Origin of the sequence: Roseomonas elaeocarpi, assembly GCF_042433915.1 — a bacterium.
GTDB lineage: Bacteria > Pseudomonadota > Alphaproteobacteria > Acetobacterales > Acetobacteraceae > Roseomonas > Roseomonas elaeocarpi.
Genome location: NZ_JBHLUN010000015.1, coordinates 129,730 through 144,588, shown reverse-complemented (window position 1 = coordinate 144,588; position 14,859 = coordinate 129,730). Strand labels below are relative to the sequence as shown.

The following is a 14,859-nucleotide window of genomic DNA, read 5'->3' as shown; positions in this document are numbered from 1 at the left end:
CTCACGCGGCCTCCAGCAGCTGGTCGAGCGGCGCGCGGTGGCAAGCGGAGCGATGGTCCGGCCCGACCTCGAAGAGCGGCGGCTGGGTGTCGCAGACCGGGATGCGGAAGGGGCAGCGCGGCGCGAAGCGGCAGCCGGGCGGCGGGTTGGCGAGGTCGGGCACGGTGCCCTCGACCGTGGCCAGGCGCCCTCCCCGCTCCCCGTCCAGGCGCGGGGCGGCGCCGAGCAGGCCCACGGTATAGGGGTGCTGCGGCGTGCCCAGCACCTGCGCCGCGGGGCCGCTCTCGGCGACACGGCCGGCATACATCACCACCACCTGGTCCGCGTGGTCGGCCACCACGCCGAGGTCGTGGGTGATCAGCAGCGTCGCGGCACCCGTGCGGGCGCGCATCTCATCGAGCAGGGTCAGGATCTGCGCCTGCACCGTGACGTCCAGGGCAGTGGTCGGTTCGTCGGCGATCAGCACGCGCGGCTCGCAGGCCAGCGCCATGGCGATCATCACGCGCTGCCGCATGCCGCCCGAAAGCTGGTGCGGGTACTGCCGCGCGCGGCGCCCGGCCTCGGGGATACGCACCGATTCCAGCATCCGCACCGCGGCCATCATGGCGGCGTCGCCCGACAGCCCGCGATGGAGGCGAAGCGCCTCGGCCACCTGCTCGCCCACCGTGAAGGCCGGGTTCAGCGAGGTCATCGGCTCCTGAAAGATCATCGCCAGGTCGCCGCCGCGAAGCTTGCGGCGCTGATCGGGCGGCAGTTCCGCGATCTCGCGCCCCTCAAGGCGGATGGTACCGGTGACCGTGGCGGAGGGCGGCAGCAGGCCCATCACCGCGAGCGAGGTGACGGACTTGCCGCAGCCGCTCTCGCCCACCAGCGCCACGGTGCGCCCGGGCTGGAGGCTGAAGGACACGCCGTCCAGCACGCGCAAGGGGCCCCGCTCGGTGCGGAAGGTCAGGGCGAGGTCGATCACCTCCAGCGCCGGGCGGGCGCCGGGCTCGGGGTGGGTCGGGTTGGCATGGCCCGGGGCGACCGCCGCGGAGGTGCTGCCGCCGGCGGGGCGGGCGATGGTGGTCAAGGCGCCTTGTCTCCGGCGGCGGCGGTCCCGCGCGCGATGGCGGCGTTGATGACGGCGCGGTCGAATACGCCGGGATGGTCGCGGCCGGCCAGGAAGGGCCGGTACTGGGTGAAGTGCTGCCCGGCCACGGCATGGAGGCGGCGCAGCTCCGCCAGCGGGTCGGGATGGTCGTCCACCCGGAGGTCGAGGTCCGGATAAGGATCGCGGCTGGTGACCTGAAGCGCCGCGGACTGCCGCCCGCGCTTGTCGCCGCCCGCGGCCTCGCCGGCCTCCAGCGCCGCGATCAGGCGCAGCGCCAGCGGCTGCCCGGCGGAGGCGCGGAAGGCGTCGCGGGTGGCCCAGATCACGCCCGGTCCCGCCAGCATGTTGCCGGCCACCGACACGTCGGCACCGTCGAGATGCCCGGCCCAGTCCACGCATTCCGCGCCGGTGTGCCGGAACGAGGCACCATCCGCCGCGATCATGTGCAGCTGCCTGGTTTCACGCCCGGCATCGTCGCGCAGCAGCGCGGCGCCGACGGCCTCGGGCGCTTCGCCGGCACGCAGCCGCTCGATGGCGCGAAGGCCCAGCATCGGGTTCACGAGGGCCTGGGTCGCCACGGCGCCGGTGCCGCCTTCGGTTCGCAGGCAAAGGGCGCCGACGGCGAAGAACTTCGTCGCCACCGCCGCGCCGAGTTCGCCCGTGGCAGGATCGCGGGCGAGGATGCTCCATGTCATGGCAGTCATGCTTGCATGAATCGTGCCGTGAAGCAGCCCCCAGCCCGCCTTGGTACGCTACCGGCCCCGGTGAGAGGCGGAGTGGCGACGTTGAGCACCGGCGGGCGCGCCTCTAGCCTCACGTGCATGACCATCGCCCGAGTCTCGACCTTCGCCTTCAGCGGCATCGAGGCCATTCCCGTGGAAGTGCAGGTGCAGGTGGCGCCGGGCCTGCCGGGCTTCACCGTGGTGGGCATGCCCAACAAGGCGGTGGCCGAGAGCCGTGAGCGGGTGCGCGCCGTGTTCTCCTCGCTCGGGCTGAGCCTGCCGCCACGGCGCGTGCTGGTGAACCTGGCCCCGGCCGACCTGCCCAAGGAGGGCACGCATTTCGACCTGCCCATCGCGCTGTCGCTGCTGGCCGCGATGGAGGTCATCCCGCCCGCCGAGGTGATCGGCTACGCCGCGCTGGGCGAGCTGGCGCTGGACGGGGCGATCGGGCCGACCACGGGCATCCTGCTGGCGGCGCTGGAGGCGGGGCGGCTCGGGCTGGGGCTGGTGTGCCCGAAAGCGCAGGCGGCGGAAGCGGCCTGGGCGGCGGATGCCGAGATCCTGGCGGCCGACGACCTGCGCGTGCTGATCGCGCATTTCCAGGGGCGGCAGATTCTTTCGCCCCCGGCGCGGCCCGTCGCGGCACCGGAAGCCCGGGCGGACGGTCCCTGCCTGTCGGAGGTGCGCGGCCAGGAAAGCGCCAAGCGGGCACTGGAGGTCGCGGCCGCGGGGTCGCACAACCTCCTGTTCGTGGGCCCGCCGGGCGCCGGCAAGTCGATGCTGGCGGAGCGGATGGCCGGCATCCTGCCGCCGCTGACACAGCGTGAGGCGCTGGAGGTCAGCACCATCCGCTCCGTCGCCGGGCTGCCGCTGGGCAACGTGCTCAGCAGCCGCCCGCCCTTCCGCAACCCGCACCACTCGGCGTCGCAGGCGGCGCTGACCGGCGGCGGCCCGCGCGGCCGGCCGGGCGAGATCACCCTGGCGCATCGCGGCGTGCTGTTCCTGGATGAGCTGCCGGAATTCCCCCGGCCGGCGCTGGAAGCGCTGCGCCAGCCGCTGGAATCGGGTGAGGTCGTGGTCAGCCGCGTCGCCGCCCACGTCACCTACCCGGCGCGGGTGCAGCTGGTGGCGGCGATGAACCCCTGCCGCTGCGGCCACCTGGGCGAGGCTGGGCGGGAATGCGGCCGGGCGCCCCGCTGTGGCGAGGACTACCGCGCCAAGCTGTCCGGCCCGGTGCTGGACCGGCTGGACATGGTGGTGGGGGTGCAGCCGATCCCGGCGACCGAACTGTCCCGCGCCCCGGCCGGTGAGCCCAGCGCCGCGGTGGCCGCGCGCGTCGCCGCCGCGCGGGAGCGGCAGCGGGTGCGCTGGGGCGAGGACGGGCCGCGCACCAACGCCGAAGCACCGATCGCCGCCCTGCAGCCGAGCATTTCGGCGGACGCGATGACCCTGGCCGAGCAGGCGGTGGAACGGCTCCGGCTGTCGAACCGCGGCTTCGTGCGGACGCTGCGCGTGGCGCGCTCCATCGCCGACCTGGCGGGCGAAGCGGCGGTCGAGCGGGCACACGTGGCCGAGGCGCTGGCCTACCGGCAACGCTGACGCCGCGGAGCGCGCCCCACGCCGTCGCGAAGTCACCCGCCTGGCCAATCCTCAGTCGTCCAGTTGCAGTTCCCCAGCCGTCAGTCCCCCAGGCGAAAGGCATCCGCCACCCGGCGCAAGCGGCCGGCGGCGTCCACCACCACGACGTCGAAGCGTATTCCCGCCGCGCCGTGACCCGGGTGCGCGGCCAGCCAGATCTCGGCGGCGGCGAGCAGGCGGGCCTGCTGGCGCGCGCCCAGCGCCCCGGCGGCCGCGCCCAGCGTGGGGCGCGCCTTGACCTCCACGAAGGCCAGCAGCCCCGCGCGCTCGGCCACGAGGTCGATCTCGCCGGCAGCACTTCTCCACCGGCGGGCCAGCACCGCCCAGCCCTCCGCTTCCAGCGCGGCGGCTGCCAGCGCTTCGGCGCGGTGACCCAGCGACTCCGCTTTCCGCCCGCGGTTTTTCGGCTCTTCACCCATCCTGCGCCATAATGGCCGGCAAGACTGGTGCTGTCCCGGTGCCCGAATCACCCTTGAGCGGAGTCCGCCATGCGCCGACCGACCCTGCTGCTCCTGGCGGCGCTGCTTCTGCCGCTGCCGCCCGCGCTGGCCCAGGGCCCCGTTGCGGCTCCCGTGGCGCCCCCAGTGGCACCTCCGGCAACGGCCGGCGCTGCCCGCCCCCGCGCGGGCCAGGGCGAGGCGATCGTCGCCGCCGCGCACCCCATGGCCGCCGAGGCCGGGATGGCGATGATCCGCGCCGGGGGCAGCGCGGTGGACGCGGCGGTGGCGATCCAGGCGATGCTGGCGCTGGTGGAACCGCAGTCCTCCGGCCTGGGCGGCGGCGCCGTGATGCTGAGCTGGGACAGCCGGAGCCGGCAGGTGGTGGCCTGGGACGGGCGCGAAACTGCCCCGGCCGCGGCGGACGAAACGCTGTTCCTGCGCGACGGGCAGCCGATACCCTTCACCGATGCGGTGCTGTCGGGCCGCTCCGTCGGCGTGCCGGGCGCCGTCGCGATGCTGGAAGCGGCACACAAGGAGTCCGGGCGCCTGCCCTGGGCCAAGCTGTTCGAGCCGGCGATCAAGGCGGCGCGCGACGGCTTCAAGGTGTCCGCCCGCCTGGCCGGCGCCATTGCCGCCGATGCCGAGCGGCTGCGTCGCGACCCCGGCGCGCTCGCCACCTTCTTTACCGCGCCCGGCCTGCTCGGCAGCCAGCCGCTGCCCGAGGGCGCGACCCTGCGCAACCCGGCGCTCGCCGACACGCTGGAGGCCATCGCGAAGGACGGCAGCGCCGCGCTGCTGCGCGGACCGATCGCGGCCGACATCGCGCGGGCTGTGCGCGGCTACGGCAGCGGCGGGCTGATGACCACCGATGACCTCGCCGGCTACGCGCCCCGCCGGCGCGAGGCGGTCTGCGCGCCCTATCGGGTCTGGCGGGTCTGCGGCTTTCCGCCGCCGAGCTCGGGCGGCGTCGCGGTCGCGCAGGCGCTGGGGCTGCTGGAACACTTCGACCTCGGCGCGCTTCGACCCAATTCCGCCGACGCGGCGCAGCTGATCGCCGAGGCGGGGCGCCTGGCCTTTGCCGACCGCAACCAGTTCCTGGCCGACACCGACTTCGTCGCCGTGCCGCTGCCGGGCCTGATCGACGAGCGCTACCTGACCACCCGCGCGCAGGGGATCGACCGCGACCGTGCCGCAACGGCACCGCGCGCCGGCAACCCCTCCTGGCGCGACGCGGTAGGCCCGGCCGCCACGGCGGGGCGCCCCGCGGCAGCCATGCCGCCGCAGCCCGAGCACGGCACCAGCCACTTCATCGTGGTGGACCGCGACGGCAACGCGGTCAGCATGACCACCACGGTGGAGGACAGCTTTGGCGCCCGGCTGATGGTGCGCGGCTTCCTGCTCAACAACGAGCTGACCGACTTCTCCTTCCGCCCCGAGGTGGACGGCAGGCCCGTGGCGAACCGGGTCGAGGGCGGCAAGCGGCCGCGTTCCTCCATGTCGCCCACGCTGGTGTTCGACCGCGATGGCCGGCTGGTGGCCGCGGCGGGCTCGGCCGGCGGCGCGCGGATCATCGGCTACACGCTGCAGGCGCTCGTGGGGATGCTGGACTGGAAGCTCGACCCGCAGGCGGCGCTGGCGCTGCCGCATGTCGGCACGCTGGGCAGCACGGTGGAGCTGGAAGAAGGCACCCCCGCCGCGGCGCTGAGCGGCACGCTCCAGGCGCGCGGCCAGGCGGTGGAGGTGCGGCCGATGCCTTCGGGATCGCAGGCCGTGTGGCTCTCGCCCACCGGCTGGCAGGGCGGCGTCGATCCGCGGCGCGAGGGCGTGGTGCTGACCCAGCCGGCGGGACGCTGAGCCGGAGGTACTGTCGCCGCGCGAACTGCGACGGAGCCAGCGTCCCGAACCGGACCTGCCTCACCCCGGGCCCAATAGCCGGGCGAGATGCCCGGGCGCGTTGCCACTCGACTGGACCCAGCCGGACCGAACCCAGCCCGCCTGGCCTTGCGACGCCTGATCCCGCCTCCTTCGAACCCGCCCGAACTAAACCTGGGCGGCCCTCGAACGCTTCCCCTTCGCCATGAACACCGCCCGCCTCCTCGCCCCCCTGGTCCTGCTGGCGCTCACCACGCCTCTGCCTGCCTCGGCGGCGGAAACCAAGGAGATCGGCTACGTCAACACCGCCGCCACCAACCTCGGCCTGACGCGCTCGCACCGCGTGGTGGTGGAACGGTTCGACGATCCGGACGTGCGCAACGTGTCCTGCTACGTCAGCCAGGCGCGCACCGGCGGCGTGTCGGGGATGGTGGGTCTGGCGGAGGACCCGGCCCGCTTCGGCTTGAGCTGCGTGGCCACCGGGCCGGTGCAGGTCACCGACGCGGCGAAGCGCGGCGATCGCGGCGAGAAGGTGTTCGAAAGCAACACCAGCCTGTTCTTCAAGGAAACCCGCGTCCATCGCTTCATCGACGAGGAACGCGGGGTGATCACCTATCTCGCCTGGTCCACGAAGCTGGTGGACGGCTCGCCCTACAACGTCGTGGCGGTGGTGCCGATCCGCTGAGGGCGCACCCCACGCCCGCTCAGCGCGGCGGCGGAACGGCGGCGGTCTCGGCGGGGAGGACCGCGGGCTGCACCGGCGTCGCCCATTCCCGCAGCACCGTGAAGCCCACCGCCAGCAGCACCGGCCCCATGAACAGCCCCAGGAAGCCGAAGGCGAAGGCGCCACCCAGCGCGCCCAGGATCGTCAGCAGCAGCGGCAGGTCGGCGCCGCGGGCGATCAGCCAGGGGCGGATGAAATTGTCCACCGAGGATATGCCGCCCGCGCCGTAGACCAGCATGAAGACGCCCCAGCCGGTGCGGCCCTCGATGAAGAGCCACAGCGCCGCCGGGATCCAGACCACCGGCGCGCCGATCGGCAGGATGGAGATGCAGCCCGCCACCACGCCCAGCAGCACCGGCTGCGGCACGCTGGCCAGCCACAGGCCGAAGCCGGTCATCAGCCCCTGCACCACCGCGGTGCCGAGCAGCCCGTACACCACGCCCTGCGTGACGTTGCCGGTCAGGATCACCAGCCGCCTGCCCCGCGGCCCGGCGATCTGCTCGGCCATGGTTTCCACGGCCGAGGCGATGCGCGCGCCGTCACGGAAGAAGAAGAAGGCCAGGAAGATCGCGATCAGCAGCTCCGCCAGCCCCGACAGCAGCGCCAGCAGCATCGACAGCACCGCCTGCGCCACGTTGCCGACATAGGGCTGCACCGTCTGCCACAGCCCCGCGAGGTCGAGGTCGAGGCGTTCCCAGTAATCCGCCAGGGTCGGCCCCAGCAAGGGCACGCGGGCCAGCAGCGTGCCGACACCCGTGAGGCCGCCGTCGGAGACGCGCTGCACCAGCGCCCGCAGCCGCTGCACGTCCTCACCGTTGACGGGCGCCGCGAAGAGCAGCGGTAGGCCCAGCACCAGGAACATCGCCACCACCATGACGCCGGCCGCGATGTTGGGCGACAGGCGCAGCCGTTCCCGCAGCAGCCGGTAGCCGGGCCAGGTGGAGTAGCTGAGGATCGCCGCCCAGATCAGCGCCGACAGGAAGGGCCGCAGCACCAGCAGGCAGCCGGTGATCAGCGCCAGCAGGCAGATCGCGCCGATCATCTGCGCGGGCCGGAAGGATTCTTGGGGCATGGCGCTGACTTAGCCCGGTCCCGGGCGGGAGGGATACCGCGGGGACGAGGCCGTGGAAGCCCGGTCGCGCCGGACGGCTCGCTCATGCGGTCCGCCGGTGACCGGCGGTGCGGATGCCGTGGCCCCACCCGGCGTCGGAACCGGCCGCGCATCGCCGCGGAGTATGCGCGAGCCTGGCCGGTCCACCGGCCAGCGCAGGATGGCCACCGGGCGGAGGCTGCCCTATGCACGGGGGCAAGCACGCCGGGTCGCCCTCTCGCGGTGGCGCGGCGCAACGACGAGGAACATCCCCATGCCCCGCTTCGCCGCCAACCTGTCGCTGATGTTCAACGAGGTGCCCTTCCTCGACCGCTTCGCCGCCGCCCGCGCGGCGGGCTTCACGGCGGTGGAGTTCCTGTTTCCCTACGAGCACCCGGCAGCCGAGATCCGCTCGCGCCTCGACGGCGAAGGGCTGGAGCTGGTGCTGTTCAACGCCCCGCCCGGCGATTGGAACAACGGCGAGCGCGGCACCTCCGCCCTGCCCGGCCGCCGGGCCGAGTTCCGCGAGAACTTTCCGCGCGCCCTGGACTACGCCACGGCGCTGGGCTGCCCCAGGCTGCACGTGATGGCGGGCATGGCGCCGGCCGGGGTGGCGCCGGAAACGCTGCTGGCGGGCTTCGCCGCCAACCTCGACTGGGCGGCCGACCGCTGCGCCGCGGCGGGCGTGCTGCCGGTGATCGAGCCGATCAACCACCGCGACATGCCGGGCTACGTCCTCAACACCACCGACCAGGGCGCGGCCATCATCGCGGCGCTGGGGGCGGATCGCGTCGGGTTGCAGTTCGACCTGTACCACTGCCAGATCACCGAGGGCGACCTGTGCCGGCAGGTCGAGAAGCACCTGCCGGTGATCGCGCACATGCAGGTGGCCGACGTGCCGGCGCGCCACGAGCCCGGCACGGGCGAGGTCAACTGGCCCTTCGTGTTCGAGCGCATCGACGCGCTGGGCTACCGCGGCTGGATCGGGTGCGAGTACCGTCCGGCCGGCGGAACGGTCGACGGGTTGGGGTGGTTTTCGCCGTACCGCGCGTGATACAGAGTCTCAATTAAGTGTCCGGCGCGAATCCGTGAGGATTCGCCTCATGCCGGGGGGCCGTGGTCGCGTGCGGCCGCGGCGCTTCGACATGAGCGTAGCGCTGCGACAAGGTCGGCCGGTATGTTGCTGGGCCACCTTATAACGAAGGGTCCGGCGCCGGCCGCCGGGTCCTGATGACAGTGCCCGCGACCGAGCGGGGCTGACGGAGAATGGGGTACGGCAATGCGGTTCGCTGATATCGGGCAGCAATTGCGCGCCTACAGACTCGAATCCGGTCTACGCGCCGAGGAGATCGCGGCCCGCCTCGGCGTGTCGCGCGCCGCGCTGTACCGCTACGAGAAGGGCGAGGTCATCAAGCTGGACACGATCCGGCGCCTGGCCGAGTTGCTGAAGATCTCGCCGCTCTCGCTGCTGGGCATCGGCGTCGAGTATTTCTCGCGTCCGCTGGCGCTGGGCGAGCGGATGCGCCAGGTCGAGGAATCGGCCGACCAGATGCTGCAGGTCGGCGGCGCGCTGTGCCTGCAGGTGACCACCGACGCGCTGGACGGCGCACTCGCCGAGGCCTTCGTGGAACTGGCCGACGCCGCGCCCGAGCGTCTGCAGGCGCGCAGCGTGGCGGAACAGGCGCTGGCGCAGATCAGCCAGCGCAAGCGCCTTTACGCCCAGCGCCGCCCCTCGATCATCGCCATGCTGGGCGAAACCTCGCTGCGCGCGATGCTCAAGGACGGCATCGGCGCGCACCTGCCGCTGTCGGAGCGCGCGCGCACGCGCTGCCTGCTGGCCGCCCGCGCCGAGGCCGAGCACATCGCGGACCTGATGCAGAGCGACCCGATGGGGCTGCAGATCGGCCTGCTGCCCGGCGGCGACCCGGCCGGCAACTTCACGGTGCTGCGCGACCGGGAACGCGCGCATCTCTGCGCGAACCCCTTCCCGCCCGATGCCTCACCCTTCGGGGCGGTGGGCGTGGGCATGATCACCGGGGCCGAGGAAGCGGTGGCGATCCACCAGCGCGTGGCCGAAACGGTGTGGCGCGACGCCCTGAAGGGCATGGCGGGTGCCGAGCGCGTCCGCACCCTGATCCGGGCCGCCGAAGGGGGCTGACGCCGCCCCGCGAAAGTGCCGGCGTTCGCGGGCCGGCGCATGGGAGCGGCTTGAACGATGTCACGCCCGCCTGCGGAGAAGGTTGCTTCGTCCGCAAGCCGGCGTGATCCGCCAGCCTCAGCCCAGCACCAGCAGCGCGTCCAGCGCGTCGTCCTCGCTGCGGCGCAGGGTGAAGCCCAGCTTGCGCGCGAAGTTCTGCATCGGGACGTTGTCGTGGAGGATCTGCCCCTCGATGCGGCGGACGCCGACCTCGCGCGCCCAGTCGATGGCGCGCCGCATCAGGTGCGTGCCCAGGCCCCGCCCCTTCCACTCGTTGAGCACCATCACCGCGAATTCCGCATCGTCGCCGGCGAAGCCCTGCCGCACGATGCGCGACACGCCCACGATCCGGTCGGCCTCGCCCGCGACCGCCTGCACCGCGACGAAGGCCATCTCGCGCTCGTAGTCGATCTGGGTCATGCGGGCGATCTGCACCGCCGACAGGTTGCGGATGGAGCCGAAGAAGCGCCAGCGCATGTCGTCCTCGCTCATGGCCCGCACCGTGCGGGCATGGGCCTCGGCATCCTCGGGCCGGATGGGACGGACCGTGAGGGTTTCGCCCGTGGGGGACGCCCAGGGCAGCGAGAGTTCCGCCGGGTAGGGCGGGATGGCCAGCATGCTGTTCTCGCCCGCCGGGCGCAGCCGCAGGTCTGCATCCACCACCACCGCCCCGGTCGGCGTCGCGATCAGCGGGTTGGCGGCGATCGTGGCGATCTCGGGGAAGTCCACCGCCAGCGCCGACAGGCGCACCAGGGCGCGGGCGATCGGCTCGGTCGGCACGGCCGGGTGGTCGCGCCAGCCACGCAAACGGCGGGCGACGCGGGTGCTGCCGATCAGCGCCTCGGCCAGCGGCAGGTTGAGCGGCAGGAGGTCCACCGCCTCGTCGGGCTGGAGGTCGGCCGCGGTGCCGCCAGCGCCGAAGCCGATCCAAGGGCCGAACATCGCGTCGTCGCCGACCCGCAGGCGAAGCTCGGCGCCCGCCGCGGCCTGGCGCTGCACCAGCAGCCCGTCGAGGCGAAGCTCCGGCCGTTCCCGCGCCAGGCGCGACAGCATCGCGCCGCCGGCCGTGCGGACACCCTTCACGTCGCGCAGGGAAAGCTGCACCCCGTCCGCCTCGGTCTTGCCCGGCAGGTCAGCCGTGAGAACCTTGAGCACCACCGGGAAGCCCAGCTCCATCGCCGCCTTGCCGGCCTCATTCGCGTCGCGCGCGGGACGGCGGGCGACGGTGGGGATGCCGTAAGCCTCCAGCACGTCGAGCGACTGCGCCTCGTTCAGCGCCAGTCGCCCGGCGGCGCGCACGGCGTCGAGGATGCGCCGGACGGTGGCACGGTCGGGCACGAATTCCAGCACGTCGGAGGCCGGCAGTTCCGCCGCGAATTCCCGGTTGCGGCGATCCTGCGCGAGGTGGAGGGCGCCGCGCACGGCGCGCTCGGGCGTCGGAAACACCGCCACGCCGGCCTTGGCCAGCGCTGCCCGCTGCGGGGAGCCGGTGGCCTGGCCGAGCCAGCCCACCAGCACCGGCGCGCCGCGCATCCCGGCGGTGGCCTGCATGGCCCGCACCGCGGCCTCGCCATCCTCGAACGGAGAGGGCGTGTGGATCGCGACCACGGTGCCGACCTCGGGCAAGGAGGCCAGCATGGCGGCGGCTTCCGCGAGGCGGTGCCCCTGCCCCGGCGGCATCACCAGCGGGTTCTCGCCGTGCCAGTCCGCCGGCAGGGCGAGGTCGAGCATGGTGCGCGCGGCTTCCGGGATCACGGCCAGCCTTCCGCCGCGCCGCACCGCCTCATCCGCCGCGAGCTGCCCGCTGGCCAGCCCGTTGCTGACGATGGCGATCCGGTCGGCCTCGGCGCCCGAGCGCAGCGCCGACAGGCGGACGCGGGCCAGGGTTTCGGCCGCGGCCAGCAGCTCGCCCAGGGTTTCGACGCGCAGGACGCCGGCGCGGCGAAGCGCCGCGTCCATCGCCGCTTCCGCGGTGCTGCCCGGCAGCGGCCCGACCGCGACGCTGCCGGCCGAGGCGATGGGGGCGGCGGAGCCGGGGCGGATCGCCACCACCGGGCGGGTGCGCGCCGTGGCACGGGCGGCGGAGATGAACTGGCGGCGGTTCTTGATGCGGCGCAGGTCCAGCACGACCGCGCCGGTGGTGCTGTCGCGCGCGAGCCAGTCCAGCGCGCCGGCGAAGCCGTAATCGGCGTTGCCGCCGATGCCACAGATCAGGCTGAAGCCCACGCCCTGCGCCTCGGCATAGTCGATCACGGCGCGCGCCAGCGCCGAGGACTGGCACAGCAGCGCCAGCCGCCCCGGGCGGATCGGCAGGTGCGACAGCGTGGCATTGAGGCCCAGCGCCGGGTTGGCCAGCCCGAAGGAGCGCTGCCCCACCGCGCGCACGCCAGCGGCGCGCGCCTGTTCCGCCAGCTCCGGCGCCGCCACCGGCACCACCGCCGCCCGGCAGCCGCGACGGCCGAGCTCCATCAGGGCCGGTCCGATCCGCTCCGGCGGCAGCGCGATCACGGCCAGCTCCGGCGCTTCCGCGAGGTCGTCGAGCGAGCGGAGCGGCGACAGCCCTTCCCACTGCGTGCCGTCCGCCGGCGTCAGCGCCTGCAGGCTGCCCCGGAAGCCGCCCGAGGCCAGGTTGCGGGCCAGCACCGCGCTTTCCCGCAGCGCCGGATCGGCCAGCAGCAGGACGCGGCGCGGCGCGAACAGCGCGGCGGGCCGGAACGGAGATGACGATCCGGCGAGGGGCGCGGCGGGGTCGGGTGACTCATCGGCTGGCATCGCCCACAAACTTGCGGCACCGGCCGCGAATGGCAACGGCGCAACGGGGCGATTCCGCGCCCGCGCCGCGGGTGGAGGACCGCCGATGACCGAGATCAGCCGCTGGGATGCGGAGATGCTGCGCTTCACGCGCGAGATGGAGGCAGCCGCCGCCCTAGACCCGCAGCCCGACCCGCGTCGCGACGTCGCGGGCGCGCGCGCCTGGACGGAGCGCATGAACCTGCCGCTCGCCGCCGGTGGCGACGCCATGGCCGAGAGCCGCGACGTCACGCTGCCCACCGCCGCAGGGCCGGTGCGCTGCCGCCTCCACCGGCCGGTGCGGGAGGCCGGGCTGCCGGTGCTGGTCTTCGTGCATGGCGGCGGCTGGGTGTGGAACAGCGTGGACACGCATGACCGGCTGCTGCGCGCCTACGCTGCGGCGGCGGGTTGCGCCGTGGTCTCGCCGGACTACGCGCTCTCGCCCGAGGCGGTGTTCCCCCGCGCGCTGCACGAGGTCGCGGGCGTGATCCGCCACCTGGCGGCGGAAGGCGCGTCGCTGGGGCTCGACGGCAGCCGGATCGTCGCGGGCGGCGACTCGGCCGGCGCGAACCTGGCGCTGGCGGCCGCGCTCCTGCTGCGCGACGAGGCCCCCGCCCTGGCGCTGCAAGGACTGCTGCTGAACTACGGCTGCTTCGACGCGAACTGCGACACCGCGAGCTACGCCGAATTCGCCGAGGGCTACGGCCTGACGCGGGCGCGGATGCGCATGTTCTGGGAGATGTACGCCCCCGACCCGGCCGAACGCCTCGGGCCGCTCGCCTCGCCCGGGCTGGCCTCGCTGCACGACCTGCCGCCGGTGCTGCTGCACATCGCCGAGCTCGACGTGCTGCGCGACGACAGCGAGGCGATCGAGCAGCGGCTGCTCGACGCCGGCGTGGCGGTGGAGCGGCACCTGTTTCCCGGCGTGGTGCACGGCTTCCTGCGGGCGCAGGGCCGCGTGAGCAAGGCCGGCGAGTCGGTGCGGGAAGCGGGCGCCTGGCTCAGGGCCCGCTTCGGCACTCCCGGCGCCTGAACCGCTTGCGGACGGCGGCGCGTCGGGCGGCCCCGAACAGCGGCGCCCGTCCTCCGGGATCCGCCGCGCCGGAACGCGCCGCGCGCTACCCCTGGGCGAGAGCCCGGCGTGCGGTTTCCGCCAGGAAGCCGCTGGCGGTCGGCAGCACCGCGTCGTCGAAGTCGTAGTGCGGGTTGTGCAGCTCGCGCCCACCCTCGGCCGGGCCGTTGCCGATCCACACGAAGGCACCGGGCACGCGCTGAAGGAAGGCGCTGAAATCCTCGCCCGTCATGGCCGGGCCCAGGTCGCGGCGCAGCGGCGCCACGGCGGCGGCAGCCTCGGCGGCGAGTTCCCGGCCCTCAGGGTGGTTGATCGTGGCGTCCACGCCGGTCTCCGGCACCTCCAGCGTCGCGTGGACGCCGAAGGTCCGGTCCAGCCCTTCCACCACGTCGCGCAGGCGCTCGATCACCAGCTGCCCGACCTCGTCCTCGATGAAGCGGATGGTGCCCTCGATCACCACCTCGGCCGCGATCTGGTTGGAGGCCTCGCCGCCATGGATCGTGGTGAGGCTGAGCACCGCGGTCTTCATCGGGTCCACCGAGCGCGCCACGATGGATTGCGCCGCCACGATGCAGTGGCCGGCGGCGACGATCGGATCGCGCGTCAGCTGCGGCAGCGCGGCGTGACCGGCATGGCCCTTGATCGTGATCTTCAGACGCCGGCCCGCGGCCATCACCGCGCTCTCGTGCACCGCGATCGTGCCGACCGGCAGGCCCGGCCAGTTGTGCCAGCCGAAGATGCGGTCCATCGGAAAGCGCTCGAACAGCCCGTCGGCCACCATGGAGCGGGCGCCGCCACCGCCCTCCTCGGCCGGCTGGAACACCAGCTGCACGGTGCCCGACCAGCTCTGGTCCTTCAGCAGCAGCGCCGCGGCGCCCAGCAGCGCCGTGGTGTGCCCGTCATGGCCGCAGGCATGCATGACGTTGGGCCGCGTGGAGCGCCAGGGCAGGTCCGTCGCGACCTCCTGGATCGGCAGCGCGTCCATGTCGGCGCGCAGGCCCACGGAGCGGTTTCCGCCGCCCCGGCGCAGCGTGGCGACCACGCCGTGGCCGCCCACGTTCTCGGTGATCTCGGTCACGCCCATCTCGCGGAGACGTGAGACGACGAAGGCAGCCGTCGGGCCCTCATCCAGGGTAGGGGCTGGGTTGGCATGCAAGTGCCGTCGCCAGCGGGTCAGCGTCTCGAGGAGGTCCTGGTCCATAAGCAAAGGGGATAGCCGTT

12 protein-coding genes are annotated in these 14,859 nt (G+C 73.8%); 6 read left to right on the top strand and 6 right to left on the bottom strand.

What is annotated here, in order from left to right:
* Position 1: 1 nt before the first annotated feature.
* The gene (locus tag ACFFGY_RS19775; protein ID WP_377046356.1) at positions 2-973 is read right to left on the bottom strand and encodes an ABC transporter ATP-binding protein; all 972 of its coding nucleotides are present in this window, start codon (positions 971-973) and stop codon (positions 2-4) included.
* Between the two features lie 95 nt (positions 974-1,068).
* Entirely contained in the window at positions 1,069-1,788 is a 720-nt protein-coding gene (locus ACFFGY_RS19770; RefSeq protein ID WP_377046248.1) for a DUF1028 domain-containing protein, read from the bottom strand.
* 126 nt (positions 1,789-1,914) lie between these two features.
* Here ACFFGY_RS19770 and ACFFGY_RS19765 point away from each other — a divergent pair, with 126 nt between their 5' ends.
* On the top strand, positions 1,915-3,414 hold the full coding sequence (locus ACFFGY_RS19765) for a YifB family Mg chelatase-like AAA ATPase (protein WP_377046247.1): 1,500 nt from the start codon (positions 1,915-1,917) through the stop codon (positions 3,412-3,414).
* Between the two features lie 80 nt (positions 3,415-3,494).
* Here the strand turns inward: ACFFGY_RS19765 and ACFFGY_RS19760 are convergent, their stop codons facing one another.
* Positions 3,495-3,872: a YraN family protein gene (locus ACFFGY_RS19760; RefSeq protein WP_377046246.1), complete on the bottom strand. Its 378-nt coding sequence runs from the start codon at positions 3,870-3,872 to the stop codon at positions 3,495-3,497.
* A 69-nt stretch (positions 3,873-3,941) separates the two neighbouring features.
* Between ACFFGY_RS19760 and ggt the strand changes: the two genes are divergently transcribed.
* Positions 3,942-5,747, top strand: coding sequence for a gamma-glutamyltransferase (ggt, locus tag ACFFGY_RS19755; protein ID WP_377046245.1), 1,806 nt, complete (start codon positions 3,942-3,944; stop codon positions 5,745-5,747).
* Between the two features lie 223 nt (positions 5,748-5,970).
* The gene (locus ACFFGY_RS19750) at positions 5,971-6,450 is read left to right on the top strand and encodes a CreA family protein (RefSeq protein ID WP_377046244.1); all 480 of its coding nucleotides are present in this window, start codon (positions 5,971-5,973) and stop codon (positions 6,448-6,450) included.
* A gap of 19 nt (positions 6,451-6,469) precedes the next feature.
* Here ACFFGY_RS19750 and ACFFGY_RS19745 read toward each other — a convergent pair whose 3' ends face one another.
* Positions 6,470-7,561 (bottom strand): AI-2E family transporter, encoded by a 1,092-nt coding sequence (locus ACFFGY_RS19745; RefSeq protein WP_377046243.1) that lies wholly within the window; start codon positions 7,559-7,561, stop codon positions 6,470-6,472.
* A 292-nt stretch (positions 7,562-7,853) separates the two neighbouring features.
* Here ACFFGY_RS19745 and otnI point away from each other — a divergent pair, with 292 nt between their 5' ends.
* Positions 7,854-8,633, top strand: coding sequence for a 2-oxo-tetronate isomerase (gene otnI / locus ACFFGY_RS19740; protein ID WP_377046242.1), 780 nt, complete (start codon positions 7,854-7,856; stop codon positions 8,631-8,633).
* A 225-nt stretch (positions 8,634-8,858) separates the two neighbouring features.
* Entirely contained in the window at positions 8,859-9,737 is an 879-nt protein-coding gene (locus ACFFGY_RS19735) for a helix-turn-helix domain-containing protein (RefSeq protein WP_377046241.1), read from the top strand.
* A gap of 117 nt (positions 9,738-9,854) precedes the next feature.
* Here the strand turns inward: ACFFGY_RS19735 and ACFFGY_RS19730 are convergent, their stop codons facing one another.
* Positions 9,855-12,548, bottom strand: coding sequence for a bifunctional acetate--CoA ligase family protein/GNAT family N-acetyltransferase (locus ACFFGY_RS19730; protein WP_377046240.1), 2,694 nt, complete (start codon positions 12,546-12,548; stop codon positions 9,855-9,857).
* An 85-nt stretch (positions 12,549-12,633) separates the two neighbouring features.
* On the opposite strand from ACFFGY_RS19730, the gene ACFFGY_RS19725 reads away from it, so the two are divergent.
* Positions 12,634-13,599 carry an alpha/beta hydrolase fold domain-containing protein gene (locus tag ACFFGY_RS19725; protein ID WP_377046239.1) on the top strand — a complete coding sequence of 322 codons (966 nt, stop codon included), beginning with the start codon at positions 12,634-12,636 and terminating at the stop codon, positions 13,597-13,599.
* A gap of 85 nt (positions 13,600-13,684) precedes the next feature.
* Here the strand turns inward: ACFFGY_RS19725 and ACFFGY_RS19720 are convergent, their stop codons facing one another.
* Positions 13,685-14,839, bottom strand: coding sequence for an amidohydrolase (locus ACFFGY_RS19720; protein WP_377046355.1), 1,155 nt, complete (start codon positions 14,837-14,839; stop codon positions 13,685-13,687).
* Between the last annotated feature and the right edge of the window lie 20 nt (positions 14,840-14,859).

Bases quoted from the DNA above. Each gene is read 5' to 3' on its own strand.
- ACFFGY_RS19770 (WP_377046248.1), bottom strand. From the start codon at position 1,788: ATGACATGGAGCATCCTCGCCCGCGATCCTGCCACGGGCGAACTCGGC.
- ACFFGY_RS19765 (WP_377046247.1), top strand. From the start codon at position 1,915: ATGACCATCGCCCGAGTCTCGACCTTCGCCTTCAGCGGCATCGAGGCC.
- ACFFGY_RS19760 (WP_377046246.1), bottom strand. From the start codon at position 3,872: ATGGGTGAAGAGCCGAAAAACCGCGGGCGGAAAGCGGAGTCGCTGGGT.
- ggt (WP_377046245.1), top strand. From the start codon at position 3,942: ATGCGCCGACCGACCCTGCTGCTCCTGGCGGCGCTGCTTCTGCCGCTG.
- ACFFGY_RS19750 (WP_377046244.1), top strand. From the start codon at position 5,971: ATGAACACCGCCCGCCTCCTCGCCCCCCTGGTCCTGCTGGCGCTCACC.
- ACFFGY_RS19745 (WP_377046243.1), bottom strand. From the start codon at position 7,561: ATGCCCCAAGAATCCTTCCGGCCCGCGCAGATGATCGGCGCGATCTGC.
- otnI (WP_377046242.1), top strand. From the start codon at position 7,854: ATGCCCCGCTTCGCCGCCAACCTGTCGCTGATGTTCAACGAGGTGCCC.
- ACFFGY_RS19735 (WP_377046241.1), top strand. From the start codon at position 8,859: ATGCGGTTCGCTGATATCGGGCAGCAATTGCGCGCCTACAGACTCGAA.
- ACFFGY_RS19730 (WP_377046240.1), bottom strand. From the start codon at position 12,548: ATGCCAGCCGATGAGTCACCCGACCCCGCCGCGCCCCTCGCCGGATCG.
- ACFFGY_RS19725 (WP_377046239.1), top strand. From the start codon at position 12,634: ATGACCGAGATCAGCCGCTGGGATGCGGAGATGCTGCGCTTCACGCGC.
- ACFFGY_RS19720 (WP_377046355.1), bottom strand. From the start codon at position 14,839: ATGGACCAGGACCTCCTCGAGACGCTGACCCGCTGGCGACGGCACTTG.